The organism is Pseudomonas sp. BN415 (genome assembly GCF_029871195.1).
Lineage (GTDB): Bacteria > Pseudomonadota > Gammaproteobacteria > Pseudomonadales > Pseudomonadaceae > Metapseudomonas > Metapseudomonas resinovorans.
Window position 1 is genome coordinate 1 of record NZ_SSOK01000064.1, and the last position, 18018, is coordinate 18018.

An 18018-nucleotide genomic window follows, 5' to 3' on the forward strand; every position below is an offset into this window, starting at 1 on the left:
GTCCCCCTGCGCAACGATTCCGCTCGGCCTCCTGAAGGGGCGTAGTCGCTGCCTCGCCTTGCCGGCCTGGTATCAGGCCCGTGTGGGCTTCAGGATGGATCGTGCCTCGCCAGCGCGAGTCACCCCTCTCCCTCCGGGAGAGGGGCTGGGGCGGGCCGCGTTCGGATGAGGGTTATGTCCGGCTGGCGCGGAAGCCTCGAAGGTCTGCACTAGAGCACTTCCTTCATCGTTGCAACAACTAACGCAGACATAGCCAATTCATTCGCCTCCAGAAGGCAATAATGCTCACCCCTGCAAATCCTTCCAGCCAAACACCTCACAGGCATTGCGCGTGCTGGCCGCGGCCAGTTCCTCGGGTGTAACGCCGCGGATTTCGGCCAGGGCCTCGCAGATATCCGGCAGGAACTCCGGGCTGTTACGCCCATAGGGGTGCATGGCCGGCGCCATGTCCGGCGAGTCGGTTTCCAGCACGATGTCTTCCAGCGGCAGTTGCGCCACCACCTTGCGCAGGCGGTTGGCCTGGGGCCAGGTGGGGGCGCCGCCGAGGCCCAGGCGGAAGCCCAGTTTGCGGTATTCCTTTGCCTCTTCGGCGCTGCCGGCGAAGGCGTGGATGATGCCGGCGCGTTTCAGGCGAAAACGCTTCAGCGTGGCGATCACCGCCGCGTGGCTGCGCCGTACATGCAGCAGCGGTGGTAGCTCGAACGCCTGTGCCAGGGCCAGCTGCGCCTCGAACAGGCGCTGCTGTTCGTCGCGGTCCAGCTCGGGGACGAAGTAATCCAGGCCGATTTCCCCTACGGCGCAGAGCTTCGGGTGGCCCGCGTGCCGCTCCAGCCAGTGGCGCAGTTCCGTTACATGCTCGTCCCGGTGCTGTGCCAGGTAGACCGGGTGCAGGCCGAAGGCGGTGCAGAAATCATCGCCGGAATTGGCCAGGTCCCAGACCCGCTGCCAGTTGTCACGGAATACCCCGAGCAGGATCTGGCGCCGCACGCCCAGGGCACGACAACGCGCCAGCACGCCGCTGCGATCAGCGTCGAAGTCGGGGAAGTCCAGATGGTTGTGGGTATCGATCAGCATGGCGCCAGCATATACCGCCAATCCACGGTCTGACATGCCCATTCCTGGGGCGTTGTGTCTGTTTACTCCGGTGCATCCGCTCTGTCTCGGGGCATCGCGCGGGGCAGGAAAAACAAGGCCGAAATCGCTATTGAACACTCGTTCATGCTCGGCTATGGTTGGGCCATTCGCCGGTTCGCTGAGCAGTCACGTGACCCGGATTTCACCCTTTGCAATGGGGCCCGAACATGCGTTTCGCTTCGCTTGTGGAGAGAATGGCAGGGCCAGGCACAGCAGCCTGGGATATTCACTACGCGGCCATCGCCGCCCAACGTGCGGGCGAGGACGTGATAGTCCTCAGCATTGGCGACCCGGATTTCGCAACCCCCGCCCCCATCACCGCAGCGGCCATTCAGGCCTTGCAGGCGGGTGACACCCATTACTGTGACGTTGCCGGTCGGCCCGAGCTGCGCCAGGCCATCGCCGATCTACATGGCCGCCTGACCGGCCAGCCGGTGTCGGCGGACAGCACCATCCTTGTGGCTGGCGCACAAAACGGTCTTTACGCGGCGGCCATGTGCCTGCTGGAGGCCGGCGATGAGGTCATCGTCTTCGATCCGGTGTACGTCACCTACGAAGCCACGTTGAAGGCTACCGGCGCCACCCTGGTAAGGGTGCCCTGTCCGGCGGAGGGCGGCTTCCGCCCTGACCTCGCGGCTTTGCGTGGAGCCATCAGCGAGCGTACCCGCGCCATCTTCTTCGCCAACCCCAACAACCCGACCGGCGTGGTGCTCAGCACCGAAGAAATGCAGGCCATCGCCGAGCTCGCGCAGCAGCACGACCTGTGGGTGGTGGTGGATGAGGTTTACGAGAGCCTGACCTTCGAACAACCACACCGCTACTTCGCCACCTTGCCGGGCATGCGCGAGCGCACCGTGAGCATCGGCAGCCTGTCCAAGTCCCACGCCATGACCGGCTGGCGCACCGGCTGGGTGATCGCCAGTCCCGAACTGGTGGCCCACATCGAAAACCTGGCGCTGAACGTGTTGTATGGCCTTCCCGGTTTCGTGCAGGAAGCCGCGTTGACCGCAGTTCGCACCTATGACCAGGTAACCGGGGAAATGCGCGCGTGCTACCGGCGGCGCCGCGACCTGGTGGTCGATGCGCTGCAGGACTGCGCACCGCTCCGGGTGCTGACACCTGAAGCCGGGATGTTCGTCCTGCTCGACGTACGGGGCAGTGGCCTCAGTTCCCTGGACTTCGCCTGGAAGCTGTTCCGCGAAACCGGCGTCTCGGTGCTGGACGCTGCGGCCTTCGGCCCTTCCGCCAGCGGCTTCGTGCGGCTGTCATTCAGCTTGGGCGAAGAGCAATTGGCCGAGGCCTGCGCGCGCATTCGCCGTTTTGCCGCCACCCTGGGAGCTGGGCCACGCATGGACGTGCGCCCGACCGTTTCGGTCGATACCCGAGCCGCAAAGGTGGAGCCTCCGAAGATGGTGGAGGTGGATTCCATTCACAAACGCTTCGGCCAGTTCGAGGTGCTCAAGGGCGTTTCGCTGACTGCCCGGGAGGGCGGTGTGGTGTCCCTGATCGGGGCCAGTGGTTCGGGCAAGAGCACATTGCTGCGTTGCATAAACATGCTGGAAATCCCCAACCAGGGCACGGTCACGGTCGATGGCGAGAGCATTCGTCTCACCACCAGTCGCATCGGCGAACCGATGGTGGCGGACCAGAAGCAGCTGACCCGGATTCGTTCGCGGCTCGGCATGGTGTTCCAGAGCTTCAACCTCTGGCCCCACCGCACTGTGCTGGAAAACCTCATCGAAGCGCCGATCCAGGTGCTGCGCGAAAGCCGCGCCGAAGCCATCGAGCGTGCCGAGGCCCTGTTGGAGCGGGTCGGGCTCGCCGCCAAGCGCCACGAATATCCCTCCTTCCTGTCCGGTGGCCAGCAGCAGCGGGTGGCGATTGCCCGTGCGTTGGCGGTGGACCCCAAGGTCATGCTGTTCGACGAGCCCACCTCGGCGCTGGACCCTGAGTTGGTGGGCGAAGTCCTGCGGGTGATCCGCTCCCTGGCCGAAGAGGGCCGCACCATGATCCTGGTAACCCACGAAATGGCCTTCGCGCGCGACGTTTCCAGCCATGTCGCCTTCCTCCATCAGGGGCGTATCGAAGAGGAAGGGCCCCCGCAGGAGGTTTTCCTGAGGCCGCGCAGCGAGCGCTGCCGACAGTTCGTTACCGCTCACCAGAATCGCTGACTCCGGCTGCCGGGCGCGGCCAATTCGACAGGCTCTAACCACAACAACATCAAGCAGGGCAGAAACCATGAAGAAGTCTCAACTGGCACGTTGGATGGCGGGTGCGGTAATGCTCATGGCCGGCGCGGTGGGCGCGCAGGCCGAAACCCTGAGATTCGCGATGGCGGCGGAACCCTATCCGCCATTCTCCAGCAAGCAGCCAGACGGCCAGTGGGCAGGCTTCGAGCCGGACCTGATCCGCGCCCTTTGTGCGCAGATGCAGGCCCAGTGCGAGATCGACGAGGTGGCCTGGGATGGCCTGATTCCAGCCCTGATGTCGAAGAAGGTGGATGTGATCTTCAACTCCATGTCCGTCACTGAAGAGCGCGAGAAGCAGATCGCCTTCAGCCGTGCCTATTACGACACCCCGGTCGCAGTGGCCGCACCCGCGGCGCTGGACGTCACCGTCAGCCCCGAAGGACTGAAAGGAAAGGTGGTCGGCGTGCAGCTCTCCACCGTCAGCTCCAACTACCTGAAGCAGCATTACGACGGCATCGCCGACGTGCGTTACTACGACACCCAGGACTCGGTGAACGCCGACCTGGTGGCGGGGCGCATCGACCTGATGATGGCCGACGGCATCGCGGTCAGCGCCTTCGTCAAATCCCCTGATGCCCAGGCCGCCGGCATCGAGAACAAGGGCGAAGTGCCCTACGATCCGCTGTTTGGCCGTGGTGTAGGGGCTGGCCTGCGCAAGGACGACGTCGCCCTCAAGGCGAAGCTCGACGAGGCCATCACCAAGCTGCTGGCCAGCGAGGACTACAAGACGATCTCCGCCAAGTACTTCGACGTCAGCGTCGCGCCGAAGCAGTGACCTCCGGAGCCATCCCGGCTGTACCGGGATGGCGCATTTCCGCCTCGATGAGGGCCTGCAATGCAGTCTTACTTTGAACTGGTCGGCTTCGGCGCCCAGGGTTGGGGGCCGGCGCTGCTCAAGGGGTTGTGGGTAACCCTGCAGATTTCCGTCGGTGCTTTCCTGGTCGGCATGCTGATTGGCCTGGCCGTCGCCATGGGCAAGCTCAACGGCCCGCGCCCAGTGGCGCAGTTGATGCGGGGATACACCACCCTGTGTCGCGCAATACCCGAGTTGCTGCTGATCCTGCTGCTCTACTACGTGGGCTCGATGGGGCTCAACCAACTGTTTGCCTGGCTTGGCTATGGCGACCTCAAGCTCAACGGCACGGTGGTGGCCATCGCGGTGCTCGGACTGGTGCAGGGTGCCTATGCCTCGGAAATCTTCCGGGGGGCCATCCAGGCCATTCCCCACGGGCAGATCGAGGCAGCGCGGGCTTTTGGCCTGAGCGGCTTCAGCCTGTTCCGCCGGGTGACCTTGCCGATCATGGCGCCCAACGCCCTGGCCGGGATGGCCAACCTCTGGGTCAACCTGATCAAGGACAGCGCCCTGATCAGCGTGGTCGGCACCAACGAGCTGCTCTTCACCGCCAAACAGGCGGCGGGCTCGACGCGCCACTACCTGACCTTCTACCTCACCGCCGCGGCCTTTTATTACCTGCTGACGGTGCTCTCCAACCTGTTTTCCGGCTGGCTCGAACGGCGCTTCCGCCGCTGGACCCCGTCGGTGTGAGTGAGGGCGTGCGATGACCGCTACCTGGATATTCGACTACGGAAAACTGCTGCTCAGCGGACTGGGCACCACGTTGCTCATTCTCGCCATATCCGCCGTACTGGGCTTTGCTCTGGCGCTGTTGGTGGCGTTGGCGCGGATGTCGCGCAACCCGGTGCTGGCGGGCACGAGCCTCGCCTACACCAGCGTGATTCGCGGGACGCCGCTGCTGGTGCAGATCTACATCTTCTATTACGGCCTGGGCAGCCTCTTCGCCCAGTTCCCGTTGATTCGCGGTAGCTTCCTCTGGCCGTACCTGCGCGACGGTTTCTGGTACATCGTCATCGCGCTGGTGCTCTCGGTGGGGGCCTACGTGGGAGAAGTCATTCGTGGCGGCATGAAGTCCGTGCCCAAGGGAGAGCTGGAGGCCGCAGCGGCTTTCGGCATGCGCCAGCGTCTGGTGCTGATGCGGGTCTGGTTGCCGAGGGCGATCCGCCTGCTGCTCCCGACCTTGGCCGGTGAGACGGTGATGCTGCTGAAGTCCACCGCGCTGGCGTCGACGGTGGCGGTGGTTGACCTCCTGGGAGCGGCCAACGTGGTGCGTGCCCAGACCTTCCAGATCTACCAGCCGCTGTTGCTGGTGGCAGGCATCTACGTCTGCCTGACCTTCATGATCGAGATGGGCTTCGGCCTGGCGGAGCGACGAAGCATGTTTCGCCGGGCGAATTGAGAAAATGTGGGGTTCGGATTCGCCTGAGTACGTCAGGCATAGGCCCCGCGCCGCAGGCTGTCGACCCAGCGGCGGCTGATCTCCAGGCCTTCCTCGGCGCTGAAGTTGGCGGGATTGAGACACCACTCCAGCCACAGGCCGTCGAGCATGGCCGACAGGCCGATGGCCGCAAGACGTGGTTTGGCGATGGAGAAGCCTTCTTCCCGGGCGAGCTCAGAGAGCAGTTGTTCCAGCAGTACCAGGGAACCGCCGTAGGTGCGTTCGTGGGCTTCGTTCACTTGGGGGGAATGGCGGATAAGGCTCCAGAACACCACCCAGGGGCTGAGCAGGTCGGGGTCCAGGGTGACTGGCGAGAAGTAGCCGGTCAGGAAGGCTTCCAGACGCGCGGCTGGTGCCGGGCCGGCGGCATCGATGCGGGCCACCAGGGCCTGGTTGACCTCGCTGGCGAGGGTCTCGTAAGCCTGCGCGACCAGGGCGTCGATGCTGCCGAAATAGTGATTGATCAGGCCAACGGCGACGTTGGCCTCCTTGGCGATGCGGCGCACCGAAATGCCGGCGTGGCCTTCGGCGACCAGGCAGCGCAGCGCGGCGCGCACCAGATGTTCGCGGCGTTCGTCGGGGTTGGTGCGGGGCTGTCGTTCGCGGGGCGTTTCCAAGGGGCGATTTCCTTCGCTCGATGGGCCGGGATAGTACCGCCTGGCCCGACGACAAACCAACCGTCCGGACATATCCGGCGGCCGAGAGGAGGTAGGACATGATCGAAGATGTCTCCCTGAATATTCCGGGGGATTCCGGTGCCCGCCTGTGCGTGCCGGCCTGGCGCCTGGACAGCGGCAAACCGGGCCCCAAGGTCCACTTGCAGGCCGGGGTCCACGCCGACGAGATCGCCGGCATGCTGGTGCTGCACAAGCTCCTGCCGCGCCTGATCCAGGCCGCTGAGGACGGCCTGTTGCGCGGCCGCGTGACGGTGGTGCCCCAGGCCAACCCGTTGGGCATTGGCCAGTTCCGTCAAGGGCGCATCCTGGGGCGGGTGCACGAACCCAGCAGCCGCAACTTCAACCGAGGCTTCCCTGAGTCAGCATCACAGGCCCGGCCGGTTGGCAGTCTCGCTGCGTGGCAGAAGGCGCTGGCCGGACTCGCCGCCGATGCCGATATCGTCCTTGACCTGCATACCGACGACGAAGCGCTGCAATACGTCTACTTGCATCAGTGTTTCTGGCCCGACGGCAAGGACCTCGCGGCAGCCCTTGGGGCCGAAGTGGCGATCATCTGGGAAGGGGACGGCGATGGTGCCTTCGAGGAGGTGGTGATTGCCCCCTGGCTGGCGGACGGGCGCGTCGAGGGGCGCCTGGTGTCCACCGTCGAACTGCGCGGGCAAGGGGATGTGAGTGACACCCTGGCACAGCAGGATGCCGATGGGCTCTACACCTTTCTCTGCGCCCGTGGTCTTGTTGCCGAACCGGCGCAATTACCGGCGTGGCAGGGAAGGGCGGTGCCCATCGGGCATATGGAAACCGTATTCGCGCCGACTGCCGGAGTGCTGGTGTTCGAGCGCGAGCTGGGCGATGCCGTCCAGGTCGGTGAATGCTTCGCCCGTGTCATAGCCACCCCCGGTGACCCGTCCAGCGAACACCGGCTGCTGGCGCCCCAGGCGGGACTGATGGTCACCCGCTATCGCGACCGGCTGGTCCCGGCAGGTGCGATAGTCGCCAAATTCACCGGCTCTTTACCGTCGAGCACTTGGACTTCCGGTGCGCTCGATCCGTAACAGCTCTGTCGTAGGAGCCAGCTTGCTGGCGAATGGCGTGGTGAGGTTCGCGAGCGAGCTCGCTCCTACAACCAGACCGCGTCCCAGAACGGATAGTCCGCCAATTTCTCCACCAGACCAGCACGCAAGGGATTGGCAACGACATAACGGGCCACCGCCTGCACGTCTTCCTCTTTGCGAAGGGCATGGTCATGAAAACCTTTCTGCCACACGCGCCCGCTACTTTTCTTCATTGAATTCAGGGCAATGGCGGAGCGGGACTTCAGTCGCCTCACGTGCTGTTCCAAGGTTCCGGACTGCAGTTGGACGAGCCAATGCAGATGGTCAGGCATCAATACGTAGGCGAGGGTTTCCAGCGAGTGTCGCTCCCGCATGGCATAGATCTCGCGGGCGACCAGGCAGCCGTGACTCCATTGTGCGAACACGGGCGTTCGCTCATGAGTGACGGTTGTCAGCAGGTAGATACGGCCGGGCTCGGAGAGGCGGCCTTTGCGCAGATTCTTTCCTTGATAGCGCATCCATTGCGTTCCCTGTGGGGAAAACAGGGAGGTTTGCTCAGGGCGTCAAGAAGGGCAAGGGAGCCCGATGTAGGGGCCAGCTTGCTGGCGAAAGGGATGTTCCGATTCGCCAGCAAGCTGGCTCCTACAGGTTTACGTCCTTAATGGTGCTCGCGGGTAGCGCGGAATTTTACGTCCGGCCAGCGCTCTTCCATCAGGCTGAGGTTCACGCGGGTCGGTGCCAGGTAGGTGAGGTGGCCGCCGCCGTCTACGGCCAGGTTTTCGAAGGCCTTGTCCTTGAACTCCTTGAGCTTCTTCTCGTCCTTGCACTCGATCCAGCGCGCCGACCAGACGTTGATCGCCTCGTAGGCGCACTCGACCTTGTATTCCTCCTTCAGGCGGCTGGCGACCACGTCGAACTGCAGCACGCCCACGGCGCCGAGGATGATGTCGTTGTTGCGCTCGGGGAAGAACACCTGGGTGGCGCCTTCCTCGGCCAGTTCCTGCAGGCCCTGGCGCAGCTGCTTGGACTTCAGCGGGTCCTTCAGGCGCACGCGGCGGAAGAGTTCCGGGGCGAAGTGCGGGATGCCGGTGAAGCCCAGGGCCTCGCCTTCGGTGAAGGTGTCACCGATCTGGATGGTGCCGTGGTTGTGCAGGCCGATGATGTCGCCGGCGAAGGCCTCTTCCAGCTGCTCACGCTCGCTGGAGAAGAAAGTCAGCGCGTCGGCGATCTTCACGTCCTTGCCCAGGCGCACGTGGCGCATCTTCATGCCCTTCTCATATTTGCCCGAGCAGATGCGCATGAAGGCGATACGGTCGCGGTGTTTCGGGTCCATGTTCGCCTGGATCTTGAATACGAAACCGGAGAACTTCTCCTCGGTCGGCTCCACGATGCGCTCATGGGCGGCACGCGACAGCGGTTTCGGCGCCCAGTCGACGATGCAGTCGAGCACCTGGTCGACGCCGAAGTTGCCCAGCGCGGTACCGAAGAACACCGGGGTCATCTCACCCTTGAGGAAGGCTTCCTTGTCGAACTCGTGGCAAGCGCCCTGCACCAGTTCCAGCTCCTCGACGAAGTTGTCGTAGAGGTCGCCCAGGTGGGCGCGGGCTTCGTCCGAGTCGAGCTTGTCGATCACCTTGATCTCGGTGCGCTCGTGGCCGTGGCCCGGGGTGTAGACGATGATCTTGTCCTGGGACAGGTGGTAGACGCCCTTGAAGTCCTTGTAGCAACCGATCGGCCAGGTAATGGGCGCGGCCTTGATCTTCAGTACCGCCTCGATCTCATCCAGCAACTCGATGGGGTCGCGGATGTCGCGGTCCAGCTTGTTGATGAAGCTGACAATGGGGGTGTCGCGCAGGCGGCAGACTTCCATCAGGGCAATGGTGCGCGGTTCTACACCCTTGCCGCCGTCCAGCACCATCAGCGCCGAGTCCACCGCGGTCAGGGTGCGGTAGGTGTCTTCGGAGAAGTCTTCGTGGCCGGGGGTGTCGAGCAGGTTGATCATGTGCTCGCGATAGGGGAACTGCATCACCGAGGTGGTGATGGAGATGCCACGCTGCTTTTCCATCTCCATCCAGTCGGAGGTGGCGTGCCGGTCGGATTTACGCGACTTCACGGTACCGGCCACGGCGATGGCCTTGCCCATCAGCAGCAACTTTTCGGTGATGGTGGTCTTACCGGCGTCGGGGTGGGAGATGATCGCGAACGTGCGGCGTTTCGCGACTTCGGCGGCCTGGATGGTCATGAAGGGTGCCTGCTGGAATCGATGGCGGGGCGCGGACGGCCCGGAAAAGCGCGGGATTATAGCGGGAAATGGATGCTCGATCAGCGCCGCCGGGCATGTTGGGCTTCGCTTCGCTCTGCGCCAACCGACGGGACTGCTGCGCAGCCCTTTGCGAATGAATTCACCCCCACAGGGGAAAGACCCTCCGCCCCCCTGTCATCACCCTGAAACCCGCGTCTGTGCAGCATTTCATAACGTTTTGTTGAAGATTCGAAACAGTCAACTGGCCATGCGACAAAGGGATGCGAGAAAGCGGCAATTTTTGATTGATCTGTGGTTCCTGTGGTCCTAAAGTTCGCGCCCGAACGTCCATGCTGGCAACGATCCATCCGGCTCAAGTACTGACGACGAGAGGTTTGAAGTCATTGATGACTGAAAATCCTCGGCGACATGCCTTGGGAAGTAGGCGAACCAAAGTGGGGAAACTGATCAGACGTTCAGGCCTGTTGTCCAACGCAACACTGGCCACCCCTAACAACTTTCGTTTGTTTTGCCATATGGAGTCCCTCGCATGTCGATCAAGGTCGAAGACTATTTCTCGCCCGAAACTTTCCAGCGCATGAAGGCGTTCGCCGACAAGCAAGAAACCCCGTTCGTAGTCATCGACAAGCAGACCATCGCCGATTCCTACGACCAGTTGGTGAGCTGCTTCCCCTTCGCCAAGGTCTACTACGCGGTGAAGGCCAACCCGGCCACCGAAATCACCGAACTGCTGCGCGACAAGGGTTCCAACTTCGACATCGCCTCCATCTATGAGCTGGACAAGGTGATGAAGACCGGCGTTGGCCCGGAGCGCATCAGCTACGGCAACACCATCAAGAAAGCCCGCGACATCCGTTACTTCTTCGAGAAGGGCGTGCGCCTGTTCGCCACCGATTCCGAAGCCGACCTGCGCAACATCGCCAAGGCCGCTCCGGGTGCCAAGGTCTATGTACGTATCCTCACTGAAGGCTCCACCTCGGCCGACTGGCCGCTGTCGCGCAAGTTCGGCTGCAACCCGGACATGGCCCTGGACCTGCTGATCCTCGCCAAGCAACTGGGCCTGGTGCCCTACGGCGTGTCCTTCCATGTAGGCAGCCAGCAGCGCGACATCGACGTCTGGGACGCCGCCATCGCCAAGGTCAAGGTGATCTTCGAGCGCCTGAAGGAAGAAGACGGCATCACCCTGCAGATGATCAACATGGGCGGTGGCTTCCCGGCCAACTACATCCAGCGCACCAACAGCCTGGAAACCTACGCCGAGGAAATCATCCGCTTCCTCAAGGAAGATTTCGGCGACGAGCTGCCGGAAATCATCCTGGAACCGGGCCGTTCCCTGATCGCCAACGCCGGCATCCTGGTCAGCGAAGTCGTGCTGGTGGCGCGCAAGTCGCGTACCGCTGTAGAGCGCTGGATCTACACCGACGTGGGCAAGTTCTCCGGCCTGATCGAAACCATGGACGAGGCCATCAAGTTCCCGATCTGGGTCGAGAAGAAGGGCGAGATGGAAGAAGTGGTGATCGCCGGCCCGACCTGCGACAGCGCCGACATCATGTACGAGAACTACAAGTACGGCCTGCCGCTGAACCTGGCCGCTGAAGACCGCCTCTACTGGTTGTCCACTGGTGCCTACACCACCAGCTACAGCGCGGTGGAGTTCAACGGCTTCCCGCCGCTGAAGGCCTACTACCTGTAAGCCAGTACGCGCTTCGAACAAGGCCCGCCTTCATGGCGGGCCTTGTCATTTCCGGGGCGTGGTTTCTTGTGTGTTGTCAGGGCAGTAAGATGAGCGCCAGTTCCATTTGCTAACGATTATCGACTGGCTCGTTGCCGGTCCGAAGAGGTTCACCGCCTTGACTGCGCTCATTCCTGCCGAGATTGCCGCTGTTGCCGATTACGAAGCTTTCGCCCGTGAGCGTATGACGGCGCAAGCCTGGGCCTATCTGGCCGGCGGCGCGGCGGATGAGCAGACCCTGGCTGACAATCTTGCGGCCTTCCAGCGTGTGCGCCTGCTCAATCGGGTGCTGGAGGACCTTCAGGGAGGCCACACTCGTTTGCAGCTCTGCGGCCTCGGGTTGGACTATCCGATTCTTCTGGCGCCCGTAGCGTTCCAGAAGCTGGCCCATCCTGATGGCGAACTGGCCAGTGTGCTCGGCGCTTCTGCCATGGGCGCGGCCATGGTGGTCAGCACTCAGGCCAGTGTCAGCCTGGAAGCCATTGCCCAGGCCGCTCAGACTCCCCTCTGGTTCCAGCTCTACATCCAACCGGATCGTGAGTTCACTCGCGACCTGGTGCGGCGTGTCGAGGCGGCTGGTTATCGCGCGTTGGTGGTCACGGTGGATGCGCCGGTCAACGGCATGCGTAACCGTGAGCAGCGAGCGGGGTTCGTCTTGCCGGAGGGCGTTGAGGCCGTGAACTTGAAGGGCATGCGCAGCCTGCCGCCCAGCGTCGCCCAGCCGGGTACGAGCCCGCTGTTCAGCAGCCCGCTGCTGACCCATGCGCCGACCTGGAAGGACCTGGAGTGGCTGCAGTCCCTCACTCACTTGCCGGTGCTGGTCAAGGGGGTGATGAATCCACGGGATGCCGAGCGCGCGGTGGAGCGGGGCGTCGCTGGAGTCGTGGTCTCCAACCACGGCGGCCGGACCCTGGACGGTATGCCGGCGACGCTGGACGCACTGCCGGCGGTCGCTCAGGCAGTGGCCGGCAGGGTGCCGGTGTTGCTCGATGGTGGCGTTCGTCGTGGAACCGACGTGTTCAAGGCGCTCGCGTTGGGCGCGAGTGCGGTGATGATCGGTCGCCCCTACGTTCATGGGCTGGCTACCGCGGGAGCCTCTGGTGTGGCCCACGTACTGCACCTGCTGCGCACTGAGCTGGAAGTGGCGATGGCCCTGACGGGGTGCGTGAGCCTGGCCGACATCGAGTCTTCCCTGATCTGGCGTTAGACCTTCTCGCCTCACCTGCCAGAATCCGAATGGATTATCCGATCACCAGTGGCGGTTTTCATGGATTCCCTTTGCATCAAGGCTGAAAAGTGACCGAATGGTCACCATTTTGATCGGCAGGAATGCATTCGAGCTTAGTTTGGTGGTTCGATGACTTTTGAAGGGTTTTATCGGTTTTTCGAGAAAACTGCATGAAATGACCGATGCTTGATGCTCTCAGTGGCTCGATGAGAAATGTAAAGTTTATGTAAATATTGCGTTTAAATATTTACTGATAAGCGTTCGCAAATAGAATCGCGCCCCATCTTCACTGGGGAGTGATTCTTATGAGCAAAAAGAACAATCTGCCGCAACGCGCCGTCCTGGCCACTGCCGTCGGCCTCGTTACTGCATCTTCCGCGGGCCTGGCCATGGCCGCCGAACAGGGCAAGCTTGAACTCGGCACTGTCAAGATCGATAGCAAGGCCGAGAAGTCGTACAAGGTCGAGGAGTCCGCTTCCTCCAAGTACACCGCGCCGTTGCTGGACACTCCGCAGACCATCACCGTGGTTCCCAAGGAAGTCATCAAGGAGCAGCAGGCACTGAGCCTGCGCCAGGTGCTGTCCAACGTCTCCGGTATCACCTTCAACGCCGGTGAGGGCGGTGGTGGTTCTGGCGACAGCATCAACATCCGTGGCTTCTCCGCGAACAACAACATCCAGATCGACGGCCTGCGTGACAGTGCCCAGACCAGCCGTACCGATACCTTCAACATCGAGCAGGTCGAGGTCATCAAGGGCCCGAACTCGGTGTTCGGCGGCGCCGGCACCACTGGCGGCAGCATCAACATCATCAGCAAGCAGCCGATGGATCGCGCCTTCACCACCCTGGGCGGCGGCCTGGGCACCGACAACTACCACCGCCTGACCCTGGACGCCAACCAGCCGCTGGAAGGCGTAGGCACCGACAGCGCCTTCCGCGTTAACCTGATGGCCCACGAGAACGACGTGCCCGGCCGCGACGAGATCGACCGCGAGCGTTGGGGCGTTGCCCCCTCGCTGCGGCTGGGCTTCAACGACTCCACTCGCTTGACCCTGAGCGCCTTCCACCAGACCGACGATAATCTGCCGGACTACGGCGTGCCGGCCCTGAATGGCAAGAAGATCGCTGGCGTCAGCCGCGAGGACTACTTTGGCTGGGACAATCTGGACAAGGATGAGATCGAGCAGAGTGCTTTCACCGCGAACCTCGAGCACGAATTCAATGACCAACTGCGCCTGCAGAACCTGACCCGCTACAGCCGCGTCGACCGCAATACCATCGTCTCGGCGTCCCACGTGAACCTCACCGGTGTCCCGGCGGGCCGCTATCGTCCGGCAGGCCCCCAGGCCTACGGCCGTGACATCACCGCCGAGATGTGGATCAACCAGACCAACCTGCGCGCCAGCTTCGCAACCCTTGGTCTTGACCACGAACTGGTGACCGGTGCGGAAATCTCCCGCGAGGACTTCGACCTCAAGACCTACAACCATGGTCTGGGCAATGCCCTGTACCCGGCTGACGGCTACGACCTGGGCAACCCACCCGGTCACTGGGTCGGTCCGGTCAACAAGACCACTTCCAGCTACACAGAGAACCAGCTTGACGACAAGGCGCTGTATGTCTTCGACACCATCGCCCTGAACGAGCAGTGGGACGTCAACGTCGGCCTGCGCTACGACTGGTTCAAGGGCCATAGCGACACCTTCTCCGGTACCAAGGTGCCAACCGGCAGTTTCACTTCCAAGGACGAGAAACTCAGCAGCCGCGCGGGCCTGGTCTACAAGCCGGTTGAAAACGGTCGCTTCTACGTGGCCTGGGGCAACTCCTTCAACCCCACCGCCGAAGGCATCGCATCCAACGGTGGTGGCCTGACCGCAGCGACCGAGAACCTGGACCCGGAAAAGAACGAGACCTGGGAGCTGGGCACCAAGTGGGAACTGCTGGGCGGTCGCCTGGAGCTCGATGGCGCGTTGTTCCGCGTGGAAAAGACCAATGCGCGTGAAACCATGGCCGATGGCTCGACCCAATTGGCCGGCAAGCAGCGCGTTGAAGGCGTGGAACTGGGGCTGACCGGTCACATCACCGAGCAGTGGGATGTCTTCGCCAACTACACCTTCCAGTCCAGCGAGACCCTGGACGCTGCCGACACTGCCGCGGGTATCGCGCGTGAAGGCCAGGCGCTGGGCAACACCCCGCCGCGCTCTTTCAACCTGTGGACCACCTATGAGCTGCCGGAAGGCTGGACCCTGGGCTACGGCGCGCGCTACATCAGCGAGCGTAACGTCAGCTCCAGCACCACTGCCAAGCTGGACGCCTACTGGCTGCACAACGCCATGGTCGGTTACCGAGTCAACGAAAACCTGGACCTGCAGCTGAACGTGAACAACCTGTTCGACAAGGACTACGTGGAACGTGTGCGTCAGCAGAACGGTACCGACGCCCGCTCCTCGGCCATCGAATACGGCGATGCTCGTTCGGCAATCCTGACCGCCAGCTACTCGTTCTGACGGACGTGTCACGGACCCTGCCTTGTGCAGGGCCCGTGTCGCTGTAAATAAAGGGTAAAACCTTCATTTCCTGATTTAATGCATCCCGTTCTCAAATAAAATCGCCCCCGGTCAGGCATGGGGCCTGCCGCGAACAAGCGATCTGACGCACCGCCAGGTGCGTATCCGAGGGATATCACGTGTTGAAGAAGACCCTGTTCCAGCTGCACTGGTTGTTCGGTATCAGTGCCGGGCTGGTGCTGGCACTGATGGGCATCACCGGGGCCGCGTACAGCTTTCAGGAAGAAATCCTCCGCCTGCTCAATCCCGAGACCCTGACAGTCGAGGTGCGTGATAGCGGCGTGCTGCCGCCGGCCGAACTGGTGAGCAGGATCGAGGCAGCGGAAGGCAAGAAAGTCTCCGGCCTGTGGGTGGAAACGAGCAGCGACCATGCCGCCCGCGTCTTCTTCACGCCGCCGCCGGGCGAGCGGCGCGGCCCCATGCGCTACTTCGACCCCTACACCGGCGAGTTGCTGGGCCAGCCTGCCGGCCAGCAGTTCTTCGGCCTTATGCTGCAATTGCACCGCTTCCTCGCCATGGGCGAGTTCGGCAAGCAGATCACCGCCGCCTGCACCCTGATCCTCATTTTCTTCTGCCTGTCCGGCCTCTACCTGCGCTGGCCGCGCAAGGCCACCAACTGGCGCGCCTGGCTGACCCTCGACTGGTCGCGCAAGGGTCGTAGCTTCAACTGGGACCTGCACGCCGTGGCCGGTACCTGGTGCCTGGTGTTCTATCTCCTGGCGGCGCTAACTGGCCTGTACTGGTCCTACGAGTGGTACCGCGAAGGGCTCACCCGCCTGCTTTCCGATGCACCGGCTGGCCAGCAGGGCAAGCCCGGCGAGCGCCGTGGCCGTCCCGGCGCGGAGGCGCCGTCCGGCCCGCCGCTGCTGGTGGACTATGACGCTGTGTGGAAAAGCATCCGCGAAACCGCCGGCCCGACTCTGAGCGCCTACAACCTGCGCCTGCCGCTGGTGGGCGGCAAGCCTGCACAGGTGTTCTACCTGCTGGAAGATGCCGACCATCCCCGCGCCCTGAACCAGATAGTCCTTGACCCGGCCACCGGCAAGGTGGCGCGCAGCGACCGCTACACCGAAAAGAGCTTCAAGGCCCAACTGCTCACCAGCGTTTATGCGCTGCATGTGGGCGAGTACTTTGGCCTGCCGGGCCGCATCCTGGTAATGGTGGTGAGCCTGACCATGCCGCTGTTCTTCGTCACCGGCTGGCTGCTCTACCTGGACCGTCGGCGCAAAAAGCGTGCGATCAAGGCCGCCCGTGGTGGCCTGGCCGAGAGCGGTGGGCAGGATTCCTGGTTGATCGGCTTCGCCAGCCAAAGCGGTTTCGCCGAGCAACTGGCCTGGCAGAGCGCCAGCCAGCTCCAGGCTGCCGGCCTGCCGGTACGGGTCGAACCCCTCGCCGCGCTGGACGGCGGCACCCTGGTCCAGGCCCGCAACGCGCTTTTTGTGGTCAGCACCTTTGGCGATGGCGAAGCGCCGGACAATGCCCGTGGCTTCGAGCGCAAAGTGCTTGGTCAGGCCTCCCAACTCGCCGGCCTGCGCTTCGCCGTGCTGGCCCTGGGCGATCGCCAGTACGAGCAGTTCTGTGGCTTCGGCCGCCGTCTGCAGGCCTGGCTGAAAGGGCAGGGCGCGAGCCAGCTGTTCGAGCCGGTGGAAGTGGATAACGGCGACAGCCGCGCCCTGCAGCAATGGCAGCAGCGGATCGCTCAGGTTTCCGGCAGCGCCATGCTGACGCCCTGGAGCGGCCCGGCTTTCGAGAGCTGGACCCTGGAAGGCCGCGAGCACCTCAATCCGGGTAGCCAGGGTGAATCCACCTGGTTGCTGCGCCTGCGCGCCCCGACGGGTAGCCAGGTCGACTGGCAGGCCGGTGACCTGGTGGAAATCCTCCCGCGCCAGGCCGAGCCACGCATCCAGGTCTGGCTCGACCAGCATGGCCTCGACGGCAACGCGCAGGTGGAGCTGGACGGCCAGCGCCAGTCGCTGCGCCAGGCGCTGGCCGGGCGCCTGCTGCCGAACTCCTTCGAGCATCTTGTTGGGTTGCAGCCGCAAGCCTTGGTGCAGGCGCTGATCGGCCTCTCGGTGCGTCAGTATTCGATCGCCTCACTGGCCAGTGACGGTGTGCTGGAGCTGATCGTACGTCAGGAGCTGCACGCCGATGGCAGCCTGGGCATCGCCTCCGGCTGGCTGACCCACTACCTGCCGCAGGGCGCCGTCGTGCCCCTGCGCCTGCGTCGCAACAGCCGCTTCCACCTGATCGATGAGGATCGTCCGCTGATCTTCATTGGCAACGGTACTGGCCTGGCCGGCCTGCGCAGCCTGCTCAAGGCGGCCATCGCAGCCGGGCGCAATCGCAACTGGCTGCTGTTCGGTGAGCGCAACCAGGCCCACGACTTCTATTGCCGTGACGAGTTGCAGGGCTGGTTGGCCCAGGGTGAACTGCAGCGTCTGGACATCGCCTTCTCCCGCGACCAGGCCGAGAAGATCTATGTGCAGGACCGTCTGCGCGAAGCGGCGGACGAACTGCGCGCCTGGTTGGCGGAGGGCGCGGTGATCTATGTCTGCGGCAGCCTGCAGGGCATGGCCGAGGGCGTCGATCGCACCCTGCGCGACATCCTTGGCGACGAGGCGCTGCAGCAACTGAATGACGATGGCCGCTACCGCCGCGACGTGTACTGAAGGCGCTGTGCGCCGAACCGAGTGATCCCTGCTCCTGGGGAACGTTCACCCCGCCTTGTGCGGGGTGTTTTTTTCGCCCCTCCCTAGGGTGCGCCACGTGCACCGGTGCAATGCCAGTTATGTGGGGTAGGCTTCAGCCCTCGCTGGCCTTTG

Annotated in this window: 13 protein-coding genes; 9 read left to right on the forward strand and 4 right to left on the reverse strand. The window is 63.4% G+C overall.

The features are described 5' to 3' along the window. Positions 1-285 precede the first annotated feature (285 nt). Positions 286-1110 carry a TatD family hydrolase gene (locus tag E8F20_RS22070; RefSeq protein ID WP_280285665.1) on the reverse strand — a complete coding sequence of 275 codons (825 nt, stop codon included), beginning with the start codon at positions 1108-1110 and terminating at the stop codon, positions 286-288. Between the two features lie 191 nt (positions 1111-1301). Between E8F20_RS22070 and E8F20_RS22075 the strand changes: the two genes are divergently transcribed. From E8F20_RS22075 to E8F20_RS22090, 4 genes are all read left to right on the forward strand, one after another. Then, complete coding sequence (locus E8F20_RS22075; protein WP_280285666.1) at positions 1302-3305, forward strand: aminotransferase class I/II-fold pyridoxal phosphate-dependent enzyme; 2004 nt, start codon at positions 1302-1304, stop codon at positions 3303-3305. 67 nt (positions 3306-3372) lie between these two features. Next, entirely contained in the window at positions 3373-4158 is a 786-nt protein-coding gene (locus E8F20_RS22080) for a transporter substrate-binding domain-containing protein (RefSeq protein ID WP_280285667.1), read from the forward strand. 60 nt (positions 4159-4218) lie between these two features. Next, the gene (locus tag E8F20_RS22085) at positions 4219-4929 is read left to right on the forward strand and encodes an ABC transporter permease subunit (RefSeq protein WP_280285668.1); all 711 of its coding nucleotides are present in this window, start codon (positions 4219-4221) and stop codon (positions 4927-4929) included. A 13-nt stretch (positions 4930-4942) separates the two neighbouring features. Continuing rightward, a complete protein-coding gene (locus tag E8F20_RS22090; protein ID WP_280285669.1) occupies positions 4943-5638 on the forward strand; it encodes an ABC transporter permease subunit in 696 nt (231 codons plus the stop codon). Between the two features lie 32 nt (positions 5639-5670). Here E8F20_RS22090 and E8F20_RS22095 read toward each other — a convergent pair whose 3' ends face one another. Then, positions 5671-6294, reverse strand: coding sequence for a TetR family transcriptional regulator C-terminal domain-containing protein (locus E8F20_RS22095; RefSeq protein ID WP_280285670.1), 624 nt, complete (start codon positions 6292-6294; stop codon positions 5671-5673). A gap of 98 nt (positions 6295-6392) precedes the next feature. Between E8F20_RS22095 and E8F20_RS22100 the strand changes: the two genes are divergently transcribed. Further along, complete coding sequence (locus E8F20_RS22100; protein WP_280285671.1) at positions 6393-7406, forward strand: succinylglutamate desuccinylase/aspartoacylase family protein; 1014 nt, start codon at positions 6393-6395, stop codon at positions 7404-7406. Between the two features lie 65 nt (positions 7407-7471). On the opposite strand, the gene E8F20_RS22105 is transcribed toward E8F20_RS22100, so the two are convergent. Beyond that, positions 7472-7924 (reverse strand): transposase, encoded by a 453-nt coding sequence (locus E8F20_RS22105; protein WP_280285672.1) that lies wholly within the window; start codon positions 7922-7924, stop codon positions 7472-7474. A 140-nt stretch (positions 7925-8064) separates the two neighbouring features. Then, the gene (locus tag E8F20_RS22110; RefSeq protein ID WP_028628541.1) at positions 8065-9648 is read right to left on the reverse strand and encodes a peptide chain release factor 3; all 1584 of its coding nucleotides are present in this window, start codon (positions 9646-9648) and stop codon (positions 8065-8067) included. Positions 9649-10198: 550 nt separating this feature from the next. Between E8F20_RS22110 and E8F20_RS22115 the strand changes: the two genes are divergently transcribed. The 4 genes from E8F20_RS22115 to E8F20_RS22130 all read left to right on the forward strand — a co-directional run bounded on the left by E8F20_RS22115 (position 10199) and on the right by E8F20_RS22130 (position 17865). Continuing rightward, complete coding sequence (locus E8F20_RS22115; protein ID WP_280285673.1) at positions 10199-11362, forward strand: type III PLP-dependent enzyme; 1164 nt, start codon at positions 10199-10201, stop codon at positions 11360-11362. 157 nt (positions 11363-11519) lie between these two features. Then, complete coding sequence (locus tag E8F20_RS22120) at positions 11520-12608, forward strand: alpha-hydroxy acid oxidase (RefSeq protein WP_280285674.1); 1089 nt, start codon at positions 11520-11522, stop codon at positions 12606-12608. Between the two features lie 326 nt (positions 12609-12934). Next, entirely contained in the window at positions 12935-15136 is a 2202-nt protein-coding gene (locus E8F20_RS22125) for a TonB-dependent siderophore receptor (protein WP_280285675.1), read from the forward strand. A 182-nt stretch (positions 15137-15318) separates the two neighbouring features. Beyond that, positions 15319-17865 carry a sulfite reductase flavoprotein subunit alpha gene (locus E8F20_RS22130; protein ID WP_280285941.1) on the forward strand — a complete coding sequence of 849 codons (2547 nt, stop codon included), beginning with the start codon at positions 15319-15321 and terminating at the stop codon, positions 17863-17865. The last annotated feature ends 153 nt before the right edge of the window (positions 17866-18018 follow it).